Annotated in this window: 13 protein-coding genes; 11 read left to right on the forward strand and 2 right to left on the reverse strand. The window is 72.7% G+C overall.

The window, feature by feature from the left end:
• Positions 1-93: 93 nt before the first annotated feature.
• From FRAAL_RS29105 to FRAAL_RS29140, 8 genes are all read left to right on the forward strand, one after another.
• Complete coding sequence (locus FRAAL_RS29105; RefSeq protein WP_011607706.1) at positions 94-2613, forward strand: MMPL family transporter; 2520 nt, start codon at positions 94-96, stop codon at positions 2611-2613.
• A gap of 180 nt (positions 2614-2793) precedes the next feature.
• Positions 2794-3825: a pantoate--beta-alanine ligase gene (panC, locus tag FRAAL_RS29110; protein WP_231861418.1), complete on the forward strand. Its 1032-nt coding sequence runs from the start codon at positions 2794-2796 to the stop codon at positions 3823-3825.
• Between the two features lie 2 nt (positions 3826-3827).
• On the forward strand, positions 3828-4340 hold the full coding sequence (panD, locus tag FRAAL_RS29115) for an aspartate 1-decarboxylase (protein WP_041939946.1): 513 nt from the start codon (positions 3828-3830) through the stop codon (positions 4338-4340).
• Positions 4337-6037, forward strand: coding sequence for an L-aspartate oxidase (locus FRAAL_RS29120; RefSeq protein ID WP_011607709.1), 1701 nt, complete (start codon positions 4337-4339; stop codon positions 6035-6037). Before panD ends, FRAAL_RS29120 begins: the two co-directional genes overlap by 4 nt.
• A gap of 98 nt (positions 6038-6135) precedes the next feature.
• A complete protein-coding gene (nadC, locus tag FRAAL_RS29125; RefSeq protein ID WP_306280585.1) occupies positions 6136-7110 on the forward strand; it encodes a carboxylating nicotinate-nucleotide diphosphorylase in 975 nt (324 codons plus the stop codon).
• Entirely contained in the window at positions 7110-7862 is a 753-nt protein-coding gene (locus tag FRAAL_RS29130; RefSeq protein WP_011607711.1) for a type III pantothenate kinase, read from the forward strand. Before nadC ends, FRAAL_RS29130 begins: the two co-directional genes overlap by 1 nt.
• A gap of 125 nt (positions 7863-7987) precedes the next feature.
• A complete protein-coding gene (locus FRAAL_RS29135) occupies positions 7988-8902 on the forward strand; it encodes an SGNH/GDSL hydrolase family protein (protein WP_050997293.1) in 915 nt (304 codons plus the stop codon).
• A gap of 201 nt (positions 8903-9103) precedes the next feature.
• Positions 9104-9370: a type II toxin-antitoxin system HicB family antitoxin gene (locus FRAAL_RS29140; protein WP_197537234.1), complete on the forward strand. Its 267-nt coding sequence runs from the start codon at positions 9104-9106 to the stop codon at positions 9368-9370.
• A gap of 28 nt (positions 9371-9398) precedes the next feature.
• On the opposite strand, the gene FRAAL_RS29145 is transcribed toward FRAAL_RS29140, so the two are convergent.
• Positions 9399-9638 (reverse strand): type II toxin-antitoxin system HicA family toxin, encoded by a 240-nt coding sequence (locus FRAAL_RS29145; RefSeq protein WP_041939947.1) that lies wholly within the window; start codon positions 9636-9638, stop codon positions 9399-9401.
• A gap of 736 nt (positions 9639-10374) precedes the next feature.
• Here FRAAL_RS29145 and FRAAL_RS29150 point away from each other — a divergent pair.
• Positions 10375-11322, forward strand: coding sequence for a (2Fe-2S)-binding protein (locus FRAAL_RS29150; RefSeq protein WP_041939948.1), 948 nt, complete (start codon positions 10375-10377; stop codon positions 11320-11322).
• 500 nt (positions 11323-11822) lie between these two features.
• A complete protein-coding gene (locus FRAAL_RS29155; RefSeq protein WP_011607716.1) occupies positions 11823-14327 on the forward strand; it encodes an ATP-dependent Clp protease ATP-binding subunit in 2505 nt (834 codons plus the stop codon).
• Positions 14328-14500: 173 nt separating this feature from the next.
• On the opposite strand, the gene FRAAL_RS29160 is transcribed toward FRAAL_RS29155, so the two are convergent.
• Positions 14501-15226, reverse strand: coding sequence for a sulfite exporter TauE/SafE family protein (locus tag FRAAL_RS29160; protein ID WP_011607717.1), 726 nt, complete (start codon positions 15224-15226; stop codon positions 14501-14503).
• Positions 15227-15469: 243 nt separating this feature from the next.
• Here FRAAL_RS29160 and FRAAL_RS29165 point away from each other — a divergent pair, with 243 nt between their 5' ends.
• Positions 15470-16888 carry a purple acid phosphatase family protein gene (locus FRAAL_RS29165; protein WP_041939949.1) on the forward strand — a complete coding sequence of 473 codons (1419 nt, stop codon included), beginning with the start codon at positions 15470-15472 and terminating at the stop codon, positions 16886-16888.
• Positions 16889-17148 lie beyond the last annotated feature (260 nt).

Here is a 17148-nt window from a genome sequence, read left to right on the forward strand (position 1 = left end):
GGACAGCCCTACCGCGGACGGGCGGATGGCCGCAGCGGAAAGCCGGTAGCCCGCCGCAGTGACCATGAACGTCCGCAACGAGATCGTCGTTCCATGCAGACGCCACCTCGTCCGACAGACGTTTTCGCAGCTCCGACAGCCGATCGAGAGCGGTCGGCCGATCCCCCCGGGGCCGGCCGACCCACTCGGCCGACGGCCGGCGCGGATCGGCCGACGGTCGGCGCGAACCGGCCGACGCACCTCGCCGCGCGGGCGGCGCGGTGGAGCGTGCGGCACCGCGGGCTGGCCGTCGGCGGCTGGCTGCTCGGCGTCGTGCTGGCGATCGTCCTCGGCAGCATGATCGGCACCCACACCCTGGCCGACGCCGACTACAGCACGGGCGAGGACTCCCGGGCCCAGCACATCCTGGCCGATCACGGCTACGTCGACACGGACAGCGAGAACATCCTGATCCAGCGCGCGACCCCGGCGGCGGACCCCCGGGCGTTGCTGGCGGACCCGCAGGTCCGCGCGGCGTTGAGCGACGCCGCCACCCGGGTACGGGCGAGCGGGGTGGCGACGGCGCTGCGCAGCCCGCTGGGCGTGGCCGGGGCGAGCGTCGACCCCGGCCTGGTGTCGCGGGATCTGCGCTCGGTGCTGCTCACCTTCGACCTCAAGGGCACCGCCGACGATCCGGCGTCGGTCGACCCGACCCTGGACGCCGTCGCCGCCGTCCGCGCGGCGCACCCCGGCGTGTCGGTCGAGCAGTTCGGGGATGCCAGCGCCGACAAGGCGCTCAATGCCACCGTCGGCAAGGACTTCCACCGCGCCGAGCTGCTCGCCATCCCGCTGACCCTCGGCATCCTGCTGGCCGTGTTCGGCGCGGTGGTCGCCGCGGTGATCCCGATGGCGCTGGCGCTGACCGCCTTCGTCGGGGCGCTGGGCCTGGTCGCCTTCGCCAGCCGGCTGTTCCCGACCGACGACACGGCGACGTCGGTCATGCTGCTGATCGGGCTGGCGGTCGGCGTCGACTACGCGCTGTTCTACATCCGCCGGGAACGCGAGGAGCGGGCCGCCGGCCACGGTCCCGAGCGTGCGCTGGAGATCGCCGCCGAGACCTCCGGGCATGCGGTACTCGTCTCGGGCCTCACCGTCGCGGCGTCGATGGCCGGCCTGTTCATCACCGGCCTGTCGGTGTTCACCGGCGTCGCGGTCGGCACCATCATCGTCGTCCTGGTGGCCGTGCTCGGCTCGCTGACCGTGCTGCCCGCGCTGCTGTCGCTGCTCGGCGACCGGGTGGAGCTGCTGCGGCTGCCGTGGCGGCGCCGGGCGACGCGGCGGCGCCACAGCGATGTGCAGGCGCACCTGGCCAGGCCGGGAATCATGGGTCGGCTGCTGCGCCGGCCCGCGCCGGTCGCCGCGGTGACGGGCGGCCTGCTGGTGCTGCTGGCGCTGCCCGCGCTCGGGATGCACACCGCCGAGCCCGGCATCGACGACATCCCGAAGAACCTGCCGATCATGAAGACCTACGGACGGCTGTCGGCCGCCTTCCCCGGCGGCGAGGTCGCGGCGGCCGTCGTCGTCTCCGGCACCGACGGCGCGGACGTCACCACCCCGCAGGCGCGAGCGGCCATCGACGCGCTGCGCAGCCGGGCGGTGGCCAGCGGCCGGATGTTCGAGCCCGTGGTCGTCACGGTCACCGACGATCACCGGGTCGCACGGGTCAGGATCCCGATCGCGGGCAGCGGCACGGACGGGGAGTCCGTCAGGGCCCTGCACACGCTGCGCTCGACGGTGATCCCCGCGACCATCGGCGCCGCCCCGGGCCTGCGGGCCGACGTCACCGGCACCACCGCCGGATCCGCGGACTTCAACGCCCGGCTCAACGGCCGGACCCCGCTGGTGATCGCCTTCGTCATGGTGCTGGCCTTCGGGCTGCTGCTGGCGGCGTTCCGCAGCGCCCTGGTCGCGGCCGTGGCCGTCGGCCTGAACCTGCTGTCGGTGGGGGCGGCGTACGGCCTGCTCGTCGCCGTCTTCCAGCACCACTGGGCCGACGGGCTGCTCGGCTACACCTCCACCGGAGCCGTCACCAACTGGCTACCGCTGATGCTGTTCGTGGTGCTGTTCGGGCTGTCGATGGACTACCAGGTCTTCGTGCTCAGCCGGGTCCGGGAGGCCCGGGCGGCCGGGCTGTCCATGCGCGACGCCGTGACGGTGGGGGTGCGACGCAGCGCGGGGGTGGTGACCAGCGCGGCGGTCATCATGGTCGCGGTGTTCTCGATCTTCGCGACGCTGTCCCAGGTCAGCATGAAGCAGCTCGGGGTGGGCCTGGGCGCGGCGATCCTCCTCGACGCCACCCTGATCCGGGTGATTCTCATGCCGGCCGTGCTCACCCTGCTCGGGGATCGCGTGTGGCGCGGCGACCAGCCGGGGCCCGACGGCCGACGCCCCGAGCTGCCCACCCAGCCGGTCGGCACCGGCGGCACGAGGGGCGACGCCGGCACCGTCGGCACGGTCGGCAGCGTCGGCACCGTCGGCACGGTCGGCACCGTCGGCACGGTCGGCAGCGTCGGCACGGTCGGTGCCCAGGTCCCCGTCCGTTGTTCGGACCGCTGGGCGATGCCCCCGGGCTGACGCGCCCCGTCGTGGGCCCCCGCAGGGGCACGGGGCGCGGGGCACGGGCGCGGGGCTGGGGAAACGGTGCGTGGATCATCGGGGCGATGCCCGGATCACAGGGAGTCGCGGCGAGCATTGCGGGCGAGTTACAGTGGCGCTCGACGTCCGGTACCCCACCCGAGGACTGGAACGGAAACCATGAGCATCGTCTCCTCCACCGCGCCCGACCGCGCCCCGCGCCCCGGTCGGCCCAGCGGCTCCGATCCCGCCGTCATCCCCAGCCCAGCGCCGGCGCCGGCGCCGGCCGGATCCGACCGGCCCGTGCTGGTCCGCGACCGGGCCGAGCTCCGGGCCGCCCTCGTCGCGCTGGACCGCGCGGCGAGCTCGCACCCGCCAGCCGCCGCGCAGGACGCGGGGCCCGCCCGCGCGGCCTCGCGGCACGACCGGCCGGTCCGCGCCGTGGTCATGACCATGGGGGCGCTGCACGAGGGGCACGCCAGCCTGCTGCGCGCGGCCCGTGCCCGGGCGGACCAGGTGGTCGCCACGATCTTCGTCAACCCGCTGCAGTTCGGCGCGGGCGAGGACCTCGACCGCTACCCGCGCACGCTTGCCGCGGACCTCGCGGTGTGCGCCCGGGAGGGGGTCGACGTCGTGTTCGCCCCCGCGGTGATCCACGATCCGCCGCCGTTGGTCCGGTTCGGCGCCGGCCCGCTCGGCGCGGTGCTGGAGGGGGCGTCCCGCCCGGGCCACTTCGACGGGATGCTCACCCTCGTCGGGACCATGCTGCACCTGGTCCAGCCCGACCTGGCGTTCTTCGGGCGCAAGGATGCCCAGCAGCTCGTCTGCATCCGGCGGATGGTCGCCGACCTCGCCTTCGACGTCACGGTGATCGGCGTGGAGACGGCCCGCGAGCCCGACGGCCTGGCGAGGTCGAGCCGCAACGTGTACCTCACCGCCGAGCAGCGGACCGAGGCGCTCGCGCTGTCCCGGGCGCTCGCCGCCGGCGCGGCGGCCAGCGCCGACGGGGCGCCGGCGGTGCTCGCGGCCGCGCGCGCCGTGCTCGACGCGGCGGACGGCGTCGACGTCGACTACCTCGAACTGGCCGGCCCCGAGGATCTGGGGCCGGTCCGCGGCGGCCCCGCGCTGCTGCTCGTCGCCGCCCGCGTGGGCACGACCCGCCTGATCGACAACGTCTCGCTCATCCTCCCCACCGACACCCAGGGAGCCTGACCGTGCTGCGCACCATGCTCACCGCCAAGATCCACCGGGCCACGGTCACCCAGGCCGACCTGCACTACGTGGGCTCGGTGACGATCGACGCCGACCTGCTCGAGGCCGCCGACCTGCTCCCCGGCGAGCAGGTGACGATCGTCGACATCAACAACGGGGCCCGGCTGGAGACGTACGCGATCGCGGGCCCGGCCGGCAGCGGCGTGATCGGCATCAACGGCGCGGCGGCCCGGCTGGTCCAGCCCGGGGACCTCGTCATCATCATCGCCTACGGGATGATGGACGACGCCGAGGCGCGCCGGCACGTCCCGCGGGTGCTGTTCGTCGACGCCGAGAACCGGATCATCGGCCGCGGCCACGACCCGGCCGAGGCGCTTCCCGACGATCCCTCGAGTCTGCGCGGCGACCTCGCCGTGCCGGGAAACCCGGTGACGGCCGCCGCCCGCCGGGGCACCCCGACCCACCAGGCCCCCGTCGCGCTCCCGGCGAGCCGGACGGTCGTGGCCCCCCGGTGATCATGCTGCCGTGCCGACTCGGCGCGCCGCGCCCAGGGTGGAGCCGCGCCGCGGACATCGTCGTCATCGGATCGGGGATCGCCGGGCTCACCGCGGTCCTGCACCTGCGCCGGGAGCTGCCCGCGGCCCGGGTCCTGCTGGTCACGAAGGCGCATCTCGACGCCGGCTCCACCCGGTGGGCGCAGGGCGGGATCGCCGCGGCGCTCGCCGCCGAGGACTCCCCCGCCGACCATCTCGCCGACACCCTCGTCGCCGGCGTCGGCCTGTGCGACCCGGACGCCGCGCAGGTGCTGGTCGACGAGGGGCCGGCCCGGGTGCGGGAACTCGCCGAGCTCGGCGCGCGCTTCGACCGGGCCGACGACGGCTCGTTCGCCCTCACCCGCGAGGGCGGCCACCTGCGCAACCGGATCGTCCACGCCGGCGGCGACGCCACCGGGCTGGAGGTCGAGCGGGCCCTGATCACCGCGGTGCGGGCCGACCCGGCGGTCGAGGTGATCGAGAACGCCCTCGTCCTTGACCTGTTGCGGGATGCCGACGGTCGGACTGCGGGCGCGACCCTGCACGTGCTCGGCGAGGGCAGCCGGGACGGCGTCGGGGCGGTCACCGCGCCCGCGGTCGTGCTCGCGACCGGCGGGATGGGGCAGATCTTCGCCTCGACCACCAATCCGGGCGTCTCCACCGGCGATGGCGTGGCGCTGGCGCTGCGGGCCGGCGCCGTCGTCGCCGACCTGGAGTTCGTCCAGTTCCACCCGACCGCGCTGTGGCTGCCGCCGGCGGACTCGGCCCGGGTGGGCGCCCAGCCCGGCGGCCAACAGCCGCTGGTCAGCGAGGCGATGCGCGGCGAGGGTGCCGTCCTCGTCGACGCCTCCGGGCAGCGGGTGATGGCCGGCGCCCACCCGCTCGCCGACCTCGCTCCCCGCGACGTCGTCGCCAAGCAGATGTCGCGGGTGATGGCCGCACAGGGGGTCGAGCACCTGTACCTCGACGCCCGGGGGCTCGGGGCGGCGACGATCGAGCGGCGCTTCCCGTCGATCACCGCGCGCTGCCGCTCCGTCGGCGTGGACCCGGTGACGATGCCGATCCCGGTCGCGCCGGCCGCCCACTACGCCTCCGGCGGGGTGCGCACCGACCTGTGGGGCCGCACGACCGTGCCCGGCCTGTACGCCTGCGGGGAGGTGGCCTGCACCGGCGTGCACGGGGCCAACCGGCTGGCGTCGAACAGCCTGCTGGAGGGCCTGGTCTTCGCCGCCCGCATCGCCCAGGACATCGCGGGCGCCGCGCGCGCGGGCCGGCGCCGGGACCCGGTGCCCGCCGCCCCCGTCGTCGGCCGGGGCAGCGGGCTGACCGATCCGGCCGAGCGTGCCGAGCTGACCCGGGCGATGACCGACGGCGCCGGGGTGCTGCGCAGCGCCGACAGCCTGCGGGCGACGGCGAAGGTCCTCGCCGGCCTCGGGGACCTGCGGGTCAGCGGCGCGACCGTGACCGCCGGCCCGCCGGCCTGGGAGATGACCAACCTGCGCACCGTCGCGACCGCGTTGGTCGCCGCCGCCGCGACCCGCACGGAGACCCGGGGCTCGCACTGGCGGGAGGACTTCGGCGACCGCGACGACGCCCACTGGCTCGGCCGGATCCTGACCCGGCTCGACCCCGAGGGGGAACTGATCATCGATGTCGAACCCATGCGGCCGGCGCCGTGAGCGAGACCGACGGGCACGGCTGGACCGACGGGCACGGCTGGACCGACGGGCACGGCTGGACCGACGGGCACGGCTGGATCGAGGTGCACAGCGGTCGGCTGTCCCCCGCCACCCGCAGCGCGCTGGTCGCGGCCGGCCTCGACCCCGAGGGCGTCGTCACGGTGATCGGCCGGGCCGTCGCCGAGGACCTGCCGAGCGGGGAGCCGGACGGGCCGGGCGGTCGCGCCGGCGCGGTCGACGCCACCTCCGCGGCGACCGTCGACGCCGCCCTTGTCGGGCACGGCGCCCTGGTCAGCCGCGCGGCGGGGACGGTCGCCGGGCTGCCGGTGGCCGCGGCCGTGTTCGAGAGCCTGCTCGGCCGGTCCGTGACCGTCACCCTGACCGCCGCCGACGGCGACGCCGTCTCCCCCGGCACGACGGTGGCCCGGGTCAACGGCCCGGTCCGCGGCCTGCTGACCGCCGAGCGCACCGCGCTGAACCTGCTGTGCCACCTGTCCGGGATCGCCACGCTGACCCGGTCCTGGGTCGACGCCGTCGCCGGGACGGGCGCGGCGATCCGCGACACCCGCAAGACGCTGCCCGGCCTGCGCGCCCTGGAGAAGTACGCCGTGCGCTGCGGCGGCGGCAGCAACCACCGGATGTCGCTGACCGACGCCGCCCTGATCAAGGACAACCACGTGGTCGCCGCCGGCGGGGTGGCGGCGGCCTTCGCCGCGGTGCGGGACCGGTTCCCGGGGCTGCCCGTCGAGGTCGAGTGCGACACCGTCGACCAGGTCGCCGAGGCGGTCGCCGCGGGGGCGGACCTCATCCTCTGCGACAACATGACGCCGCGGGACCTGCGGGCCTCGGTGGCCCTGGCCAGGCCGGCGGGGGTGCGCCTGGAGGCCAGCGGCGGGCTGAGCCTGCGGGTGGCCGCGGACGTCGCGGCCACCGGGGTGGACTATCTTGCGGTCGGCGCCCTGACCCACTCGGCGCCCGCTCTCGATCTCGGCCTCGATCTCGATCCCGGCCGGCCGTCGGGACCGGACTGCGCGGGCCCGAGCTCGGCGGGCCCGACCGTGGAGGAGTCCTGATGCTGCTCGCCATCGACGTCGGCAACACCAACACCGTCGTCGGGGTCTTCGACGGTGACGACCTCGCCGACTCCTGGCGGGTCCGTACCGATCCGCACGCCACCGCCGACGAGCTCGTGCTGCTCTACCGCGGGCTGCTCGGCGAGCATCGGATCACGGGCGTGTCGATCTGCTCGACGGTCCCCGCGGCGCTGCGGGAGCTGCGCCGGATGGTGGTTCGTGCCTTCCGCGACCTCCCGGTCGTCATCGTCGAACCGGGTACCCGGACGGGGGTGCCGATCCTGATCGACAACCCCAAGGAGGCCGGCGCGGACCGGATCATGAACACGCTCGCCGCACACCACCTCTACGGCGGGCCGGCGATCGTCGTCGACTTCGGAACCTCGACGAACCTGGATGTGGTCTCGGCGCGGGGCGAGTTCATCGGCGGGGTGCTCGCGCCCGGCATCGAGATCGCCCTGGACGCGCTGGCGTCCCGGGCGGCGCAGTTGCGCAAGGTCGAGCTCACCCCACCGCGATCGGTGATCGGCAAGAGCACCGTCGAGGCGCTGCAGTCCGGGATGATCTACGGGGTCGCCGGCCAGGTGGACGGGCTGGTCCGGCGCATCCGTGCCGAGCTCGGCGCGCACGCGACCGCGATCGCCACCGGCGGGCTCGCCTCGCTCGTCGTCAAGGAGAGTGAGACGCTCGACCGGCACGAGCCGCATCTCACCCTCATCGGTCTTCGCCTGGTCTTCGAGAAGAACATCTGATTCCGACCTCGGGGTGATTCGTCCGGCGCGCGGCGGCAGAATTCTCTGACGAACGCCGGTCGGGATACCGACATCCCGCCGCATCGAGAGTGCGCGACCGGTTCCACCGGTTACGATTCCAGGCTATGCGGGACCGATCCTCGGAGGCCTGGGCGGGTGGCAGGCGCGGTCGGGCCGGGCGCCTGGCCCGGCCCTTCCTCCTCACGCTGTCGACGGTATTTCTGTATACCGCCGTGACGGCGTCGTCCGGGTGGAACACTCCGGCGTCCGCGGCGGCCCGGCCCCGCACCCTGGCGGTGCTGGGCGACTCCTACTCCTCCGGCGAGGGCAATCCGCCCTTCGACGTGCTCACACCCCGCTGTCGGCGGAGCAACCAGGCGTGGCCGCGCACGCTCGCCACCATGGAACCGCCGACCACCGTCGCGCTCTTCGCCGCGTGCGCCGGGGCGACCACCGACGCCCTCAACGAATCGTACAAGGGCGAACTGCCACAGCTCACCCAACTGCGGCGGCTGCGCACCGCCCCGGATATCGTCACCATCACCATCGGCGGTAACGACGCCGGTTTCAGCGACGTAATCCTGAGCTGCTTCACCTGGAAGTGTTTCTGGGATGGCAAGGACAAGCGCGAGCGAGATCTCATCACCAGGGAGCTCCCGGACGTCCTGAGCGCGAACTATGCCGCACTGAAGGCGGCTGCGCCGCAGTCCAGGATTCTCGTCGTCGGATATCCCGACATCTTCCCGAGCAGCCAGCGGAAGAACAACTGCAAATGGTTGAGCAACACCGAACGGCGGCAGCTCACCAACCTGAACAGCCAGTTGAACCGGGTGATCCGACGGGCGGCGGCCGACGCGGACGTGGAGTACGTCGCGACCGACCGGGCGCTGCGCGGCCACGAGATCTGCACCAGGGACTCCTGGGTGGCCCCGATCGGCCTGCTGCCGCCGGCCCGCGACCTCAGCGCGCACCCGACGGCCCGCGGCCAGCAGGCCATCGCCACAGCGGTCGACCGCTACCTCGCCGCCGACCGCCGCTGAGGCTCCGTCCGGCGGTGGCCGGGGGCGATCGCGGCCGGCGCCGGCACGATCGGTCCCGACGTCAGCGGTGGCCGCCGAAGAAGGGGGTGGCCTTCAGTGGAAGGAGGGGGTGGTCTTCAGCCCGGTACCCGAGGCGGCTGGCTCCCATGAACGCTAGGCTCTTACCTGACGCAGATGTCGGCGGCTTGGAAGCAGACAACCATGACGATACGTAGTGCAGACCAGGTCTATACGATACGTATCGAAACGGCGGAGATCGACGGCGGCTACATCGCGGAAGTCCTCGAGCTCCCGGGATGCGTGTCCCAGGGCGACAGCCTCGACGAGACGGTGGACAACATCATCGACGCGATGATCCTCGTCCTGGAGGTCCAGAGCGGCCAGCACCTCAGTGTGGGTCGGCACGAGCAGCCCGACGCGGACAGACTACCGACCGAGCTGACCGTCCCGGTCCGGGTGGCGGCCTGAGCTCCGCGGCGCCTACGGCGGCGGATCGTCAGCGCCGCCGGAAGTAGTCGCAGTACTCCTCCAAGGTGAGGCCGGCTCGTTCGATGAGCTTGGCCAGCAGCGGCCGCTTGACCTCCTGCCCATTGCAGGGCACCGAGAGGTTCGCCTGCACCCCGGCCCGGCGGAGCACGACGTGGCTACCGCTGCGGCGAGCCACCTCCCAACCCGCCCGTTGGAACGCGGCCACATGCCGGTCTCCGACCGCGACGGGAAGATCTTTCAGCCCCATCAACCCTGGCCTATTCGTCGTCGAATGGAACAGACTTGCGTAGCGCCGTGACAACCGGGCCGTGAACAGAAGATCTCCGACCCGTGTACACGCACCGTACCGGCAAGGGATGCACGATCCCCGCCCAGGTACGCACACGGATCGCCGAGAGCTACAAAACGTTTCATAACGGACACAACGTGTCAAGTGCGCACGTTTGCCGTAGGTGATCGGCGACTTTCCGGTACGGATGGCCACGGCGGATCGTGACGTCCCAGCCGCGCCGCGCCGCCGGGCGGGCCGCCGCCGGTGCCGCGCCGCCGCCGCGACCACGCCTCCGCGCCGACCACGCCTCCGCGCCACCGAACGATCTCGCCCACCCGTCCGGGCCACCGGCCCGTGCCCCGCCACCTGCGGTGCGGCATCCCGAGGCAACCTGCGGATGCGCGGCGCCGACGGTCCGAGGACAATCGACAACGTTGCGCGTTGGCCACGTTGCGCTCTGGCCTCGTCGCGCATTGGTCACGTCGTGCATTGGTCACGTTGCACAGCACAGTCGGGCGCGAGCGCGCGGCCGACTCCGGCGTGGCCGCCGCAGGATGATGAAGGTCGGTTCTACCACCTTGCGGACCGGGTGGCGGTGGGCCGCCACCGGGCCATGAGGGGTAAAAGGTGCGGAACGCCCTATGCCCGGCTTGCATGTCGGAGCGGCCACACTCATTTGACAGCGAGCCTGAAGTTAGCCTTACCTAAGTCCATGCTGGTGCCACTGCCGACTCCCGCAACGCCGCGGGAGCCGGCCACCGAAGGTGGATCCTCGCCCCTCCGATCCCCGCGGGAGTCGATCGCGACCGCCGCCCAGGGGATGGTCCCGCGTAGCCTCGCCAACGCGCTGGAACCTCGCGGCCTGTGTCTTGGCGTGCCGACCGGCCCCGGCTGGGCGGACTGCGCCTTTCTCTCGGGGCCGGCGGGTGTGACGCGGTCGCTGGCGCGGATCGCCCGGTCCCATCCCGGCGCCAGCCCCGAGGTCGCCGCGAGCTACCTGGCCAACTGGTACGCCGCCGCCGTCGTCGCGCCGGCCGTCGCCTCCTACGTGCTGCTGCGACGGGTCCCGGACCTGGAACCGGCGGGGATGTCGCTGCGGGAGCTCGACAGCGGCTGGTTCGACCGGACGGCGCTGCACCTGCCCGTCGGGACGGTGCTGGCCGACGCCGCGCTCGCGGGCCCCGTCGACCGGACGACGGCGCGCCACAGCGGGTCGGATCGGCCGGATCGGGTGGTCGGCGATCTCGCCGCCCTGCGGGGAGTCCTCGTGGAGGAGGTGCTCTCCCATCTCGGTCCGTTCGTCCGCGAGCTGCGGGCGCGGGTCCGCACCGGCTACCCGGCCCTCTGGGGCGCGGTGGCCGCGCAGTGCGCACGGGCCTTCCTGCTGACCGAGCGGGCCACCGGGGACCCCGACACGGGACGGCAGGAGGCGGACGCGTTCTTCGAACGCGCGGCCCCGACGATGCGTGCCCGCCCGCGTTGGCACGAGTTCGTCCATCGCGGCCGGTCCTACACCGGGATGCGCTGCGGATCGTGCTGCCTCGCGCACCGCCTCGGCGAGGAGTACTGCACGACCTGTCCCTTCACCGACGACGCCGATCGCGAGCGGCGGATGCGCGCCTGGATAGACACGCAGGGTAATGGAGGTCTTGCGGTCTGACTCGCGCTCAGCACGCGGTCGGCCGTGGACACACGTAAAGTGGTTGTAGGAAGGCGTTGAGTCTCGATAATGCAAGATCTTTAATGCCTCAACGCCGAACAGTAACATCAAAATTGCAAAGCGATGTGCATGTGGCCCCAATCACAACAGAAGGCACCCCGCCATCGACTACCGTCGGTAGCGACAAGGGAGAGCCGGCCGGGCGAGAGATCGCCTGGCGGGCAGGCCCCACCGCCCCGAGCGGGCGGGCGGCGACGGCGCCGCGAGGCTCGAGTCGTTCTGCTCTTGGCGGAACGACGTGACGGAATCATGGCTGGTCGGCCACGGTTGCCTTAGGCGTCTCCGCTGGTCGGGCCGGCAGTCAAGCTGGTCCTCCGTCCCCGACGAAGTGGACGGAGCCGGCGGGTAGGTTTCTGTTCGATGCGTGAGGACATGCCTCGGCGGAGCTAGCATGCGGATACCGGCTGTCGTGTGGTCGGTCGCAGCTCGAAGGAGCGCACATGTTCGAGAGATTCACCGACCGGGCACGTCGGGTCGTCGTCCTGGCCCAAGAAGAGGCCAGGATGCTCAACCACAACTACATCGGGACCGAGCACATCCTGCTTGGCCTGATCCACGAGGGCGAGGGCGTCGCCGCCAAGGCCCTCGAGTCCCTCGGCATCTCCCTTGAGGGTGTGCGGTCGCAGGTCGAGGAGATCATCGGCCAGGGCCAGCAGGCACCGAGCGGGCACATCCCGTTCACCCCGCGTGCGAAGAAGGTCCTGGAGCTGTCGCTTCGGGAGGCCCTCCAGCTCGGCCACAACTACATCGGGACCGAACACATCCTGCTTGGCCTGATCCGCGAGGGCGAGGGCGTCGCCGCCCAGGTGCTCGTCAAGCTGGGCGCGGACCTCAACCGCGTGCGTCAGCAGGTCATCCAGCTCCTGTCCGGGTACCAGGGCAAGGGCGAGACGGCCACCTCCGGCGCTCCGGCCGAGGGCACCCCGTCCACCTCGCTGGTGCTCGACCAGTTCGGCCGCAACCTCACCGCGGCGGCGCGCGAGTCCAAGCTCGACCCGGTCATCGGGCGCGAGAAGGAGATCGAGCGCGTCATGCAGGTGCTGTCGCGCCGGACCAAGAACAACCCGGTCCTGATCGGCGAGCCCGGCGTCGGCAAGACCGCCGTCGTCGAGGGCCTGGCGCAGGCGATCGTCAAGGGCGAGGTGCCCGAGACCCTGAAGGACAAGCAGCTCTACACCCTCGACCTCGGCGCTCTGGTCGCCGGTTCCCGCTACCGCGGTGACTTCGAGGAGCGGCTGAAGAAGGTCCTCAAGGAGATCCGCACCCGCGGCGACATCATCCTGTTCATCGACGAGCTGCACACGCTGGTCGGCGCGGGCGCCGCCGAGGGCGCGATCGACGCCGCGTCGATCCTCAAGCCGATGCTCGCCCGCGGCGAGCTGCAGACGATCGGTGCCACCACCCTCGACGAGTACCGCAAGCACCTGGAGAAGGACGCCGCGCTGGAGCGCCGCTTCCAGCCGATCCAGGTCGCGGAGCCGTCGGTGGCGCACACCATCGAGATCCTCAAGGGCCTGCGCGACCGTTACGAGGCGCACCACCGCGTGTCGATCACCGACGCCGCCCTGGTCGCCGCCGCCTCCCTGGCCGACCGGTACATCTCGGACCGCTTCCTGCCGGACAAGGCGATCGACCTGATCGACGAGGCCGGCTCGCGGATGCGCATCCGCCGGATGACCGCGCCGCCGGACCTGCGCGAGTTCGACGAGCGCATCGCGGGTGTCCGCCGCGACAAGGAGTCCGCGATCGACGCGCAGGACTTCGAGAAGGCCGCCTCGCTGCGGGACAAGGAGAAGACCCTCCTGTCCGAGAAGGCGAAGCGGGAGAAGGAGTGGAAGGCCGGCGACATGGACGTCGTCGCCGAGGTGGGCGACGAGGAGATCGCCGAGGTGCTCGCCATCTGGACGGGCATCCCGGTCTTCAAGCTCACCGAGGAGGAGACGGCCCGTCTGCTGCGCATGGAGGACGAGCTGCACAAGCGGGTCATCGGCCAGCAGCAGGCCATCAAGGCCGTCTCGCAGGCGATCCGGCGCACCCGCGCCGGGCTGAAGGACCCCAAGCGTCCCGGCGGGTCGTTCATCTTCGCCGGCCCGTCCGGAGTCGGTAAGACCGAGCTGTCCAAGACGCTCGCCGAGTTCCTCTTCGGCGACGAGGACGCGCTCATCCAGCTCGACATGTCCGAGTACATGGAGAAGCACACCGTCTCGCGGCTGGTGGGCTCCCCGCCCGGCTACGTCGGCTACGAGGAGGGCGGCCAGCTCACCGAGCGGGTGCGGCGCAAGCCGTTCTCGGTCGTCCTGTTCGACGAGGTCGAGAAGGCCCACCCCGACGTCTTCAACACGCTCCTGCAGATCCTGGAGGACGGTCGCCTGACCGACTCCCAGGGCCGGCTGGTCGACTTCAAGAACACCGTCCTGATCATGACGTCGAACCTGGGCACCCGAGACATCTCCAAGGGCCCCGGCATCGGCTTCGCCACCGGTCAGGGCGCCGTCGACTACGAGCGGATGAAGGCGAAGGTCCAGGACGAGCTCAAGCAGCACTTCCGGCCGGAGTTCCTCAACCGGATCGACGACATCATCGTCTTCCACCAGCTCTCCGAGAACGAGATCATCCAGATCGTCGATCTCATGCTGGCCCGGGTGGACATCCAGCTCAAGAACAAGGACATGGCCCTCGAGCTGACGTCGGCCGCCAAGGCGCTGCTGGCGAAGAAGGGCTACGACCCCGTGCTCGGCGCCCGGCCGCTGCGCCGGACGATCCAGCGGGAGATCGAGGACGTCCTGTCCGAGAAGATCCTGTACGGCACGCTCAAGCCGGGCGAGATCGTCGTCGGCGACGTCGAGGGCGAGGGGGACGACGCCAAGTTCGTCTTCCGCGGCGAGACCAAGCCGAACCAGGTGCCCGACGCCCCGCCGGTCGACCTCGCCAAGTCCAGCGAGTAGCACCAGCGGCGCGTCTCCAGCGCCACCGGACCGCGGCTGAGCCCCGGAACCCCGCCAGGTTCCGGGGCTCAGCCGTTTCGGCGGCCCGCGCGCAGACGGCTCCCCTCGGGCGTGGGCGCGGCCCAGCGGTAGGCCCGGCTCAGCGGTGGGCCCGGCTCAGGCGTGGGCGCGGCTCAGGTGTAGGCATCCCACGCGAGGCTCGTGGCGAGGCCGAGCGCGGCCAGTCCGATGAGCACCCGCAGAAGATCGCCCGGCAATCGGCGCACGATCAGCGGCCCGACCGCGCCGCCGATCAACAGACCGACGCCGAGGGGCACCACCGCGGTCCAGCGCACAGGGCCGAAGACGGCGAACCCCGCCGCCGCGACCAGATTCGCGAAGCCCGACGACACGTTCTTGACGGCGTTGACCCGGGCGAGCGGCTCAGGGATCGCCACCGCGAGCACGGCGAGCAGCGCCGCCCCGCCACCGGCGCCGAAATAGCCCAGGTAGATCCCGGTTCCGAAGACCGCGGCGAGCACCGCCGGGCCACCCTCGGCCGGCGCCTCGGCCCGCCGGGCGAGGATCCGGGGCTGCGCCCACAGCAGCACGGCCGCCCCGGCGATCAGCACCGGCACCGCTCGTTCGAACGTCCGCTCCGGCAGCGTCAGGAGTCCGACGGCGCCCACCGCCCCGCCGGCGAGGGTCATCACCCCGAACCGGGCGACCCGGTCGGCCTGGCCCGCAAGCTCGGGCCTCGACCCGGCGGCCGCACCGACCGCGACGAACAGCAGCGCCGTCGTGTTGGTGACGTTCGCCGCCAGCGGCGGCAGCCCGGTCGCGAGCAGCGCGGGGTAGGAGACGAGCGACGCCAGCCCCGCGACGGTGCTGGTGATGCCGGCCAGCACGCCGGCGCCCACCAGCAGGGCGATGTCGGCGGCGGTCAGGGTTCACTCCCCCGGTGTCACCCGTCCCCGGGACGGCGGGCGCCTGCGGCGTCACCAGGACAGTAGGGGATCACGGGGCGAGCAGCGGCGGCGGCGCAACGTCGGCCATCCCACACGACGTTCAGTCGATGGGCAGCCGGGGGCCGTGGCACCATGCTCGTTGGTCGGCAACGACAACCAGGTCAGATCAGACCAGTTCAGGCGGGATCGGGTGGAGTGACGGGCGGTGCCGACGATGCCTACGGCGTTCATCTCACCTTCGGCGCCGAGCCGTCGACGGCCATGGTCGTCTCCTGGCTGAGCCACGGCCCCGCCACCCGGCCCGCGGTTCGCTGCGCAGCCCGGCCCGGCGCCCTCGGCCCGCCGGTGCCGGCGACCATCCGCTCCTACCGGGACGCGCGCACGGGCGAGCGGGTCTTCGTCCATCACGCGAGCCTGACCGGGCTCGAACCCGCCACGGACTACGCGTTCACCCTCGAGCACGACGGCCGGCCGCAGGGGGCGGACGGCTCGTTCCGCACGGCGCCGGGCTCGCGGGCCGCCTTCGGCTTCACCTTCTTCGGCGATCAGGGCACCGACCGGCCGTACGACCCGTACGGCTCGCCCGCCTCCGGGTACGCCGTGGTCGGGGTCGAGCGGTGTGCACCGCTGTTCGCGCTCACCGGCGGGGATCTGTCCTACGCCAATCAGCGCGAGGACCCGGTCCGCACCTGGTCCGACTGGTTCACGATGATCAGCCCGTCCGCGGGGGCACGGCCGTGGATGCCGTGCGTCGGCAACCACGAGATCGAGCGGGGGAACGGCGCGCTGGGCCTCGCGGCCTACCAGACCTACTTCGAGCTGCCGCCGAACGGGGACGAGGGCTACCTCGCCGGGCTCTGGTACGCGTTCACGGTCGGGGCGGTCCGCTTCGTGGTCGTCAGCGCCGACGACGTCTGCTACCAGAACAGCGGCCCGATCTACCTGCGCGGGTTCAGTGCCGGCCGGCAGACCGCCTGGCTCGCCCGGACGCTGGAGCAGGCCCGGGCCGACCCGGGCATCGACTGGATCGTGGTCGCCATGCACCATGCGGCGCTGTCCACCTCGGCCGATCACAACGGCGCCGACCTGGGCATCCGGGAGGCCTGGCTGCCGCTGTTCGACCGGTACGGAGTGGACCTCGTGCTCTACGGGCACGAACACCACTACGAACGCAGCCACCCGGTGCGAGGCATCGTCCCGGGCAGCCCGACCCTCGCCCCCCGGCCGGTCGCGAGCGCGGTCGGGCCTGGCGGCGCCGTCGTGGACACGTCGGCGGGCACGGTCCACCTGATGGCGGGCACCGGAGGCTCGTCGTCGCCGTCCACGGACACCCTCCTGGACCCGCCCGCCGGGCGGATCGTGGTCGGCGTCCGTGACCCCGAGCCGGGACGCCGGCACCGGGCCGCCGTCCGTGCGCTCGAGGACGCGGCCTGGTTGGCCTTCCGGGCTCCCGACCACCCCTACGCCTTCGCCGGGTTCGAGGTGGATCCCGGCGAGGCCGGCGGGCTGACCAGCATCCGGGTCACCGCGTACGACTCGGGCTCTCCCGACCCGGTGCCGTTCGACCGGGTGACTCTGGTCCGGCCCAGAACCGACGCGGCACCGACCGGCTGACGCCGGGAGCGGGCCCGGCCCTCCGCCGGCGGTGGCCGCCGCGGGGTTCGTGGGCGCCCTTCGGGAAATGCGGAACTCAGGGGATGCGCCGCGGTCGGCGATCTTCCGATCGTTCACCGCTCGCCTGCCGTGACGAAATATGTTCCGGCCGCGCCGCCGAACCGAATTCGCGTCACGCCCGGTGAAGAAGGCTCCTCGCGTCCCGGCGCGACGAGATGATCGCACGCAGCTCCGGGCTCCTTTCCCCGGACAGCCCGACC

Source organism: Frankia alni ACN14a (assembly GCF_000058485.1).
Lineage (GTDB): Bacteria > Actinomycetota > Actinomycetes > Frankiales > Frankiaceae > Frankia > Frankia alni.

Bases quoted from the DNA above. Each gene is read 5' to 3' on its own strand.
- FRAAL_RS29105 (WP_011607706.1), top strand. From the start codon at position 94: ATGCAGACGCCACCTCGTCCGACAGACGTTTTCGCAGCTCCGACAGCC.
- panC (WP_231861418.1), top strand. From the start codon at position 2,794: ATGAGCATCGTCTCCTCCACCGCGCCCGACCGCGCCCCGCGCCCCGGT.
- FRAAL_RS29130 (WP_011607711.1), top strand. From the start codon at position 7,110: ATGCTGCTCGCCATCGACGTCGGCAACACCAACACCGTCGTCGGGGTC.
- FRAAL_RS29135 (WP_050997293.1), top strand. From the start codon at position 7,988: ATGCGGGACCGATCCTCGGAGGCCTGGGCGGGTGGCAGGCGCGGTCGG.
- FRAAL_RS29140 (WP_197537234.1), top strand. From the start codon at position 9,104: ATGACGATACGTAGTGCAGACCAGGTCTATACGATACGTATCGAAACG.
- FRAAL_RS29145 (WP_041939947.1), bottom strand. From the start codon at position 9,638: ATGGGGCTGAAAGATCTTCCCGTCGCGGTCGGAGACCGGCATGTGGCC.
- FRAAL_RS29150 (WP_041939948.1), top strand. From the start codon at position 10,375: ATGCTGGTGCCACTGCCGACTCCCGCAACGCCGCGGGAGCCGGCCACC.
- FRAAL_RS29155 (WP_011607716.1), top strand. From the start codon at position 11,823: ATGTTCGAGAGATTCACCGACCGGGCACGTCGGGTCGTCGTCCTGGCC.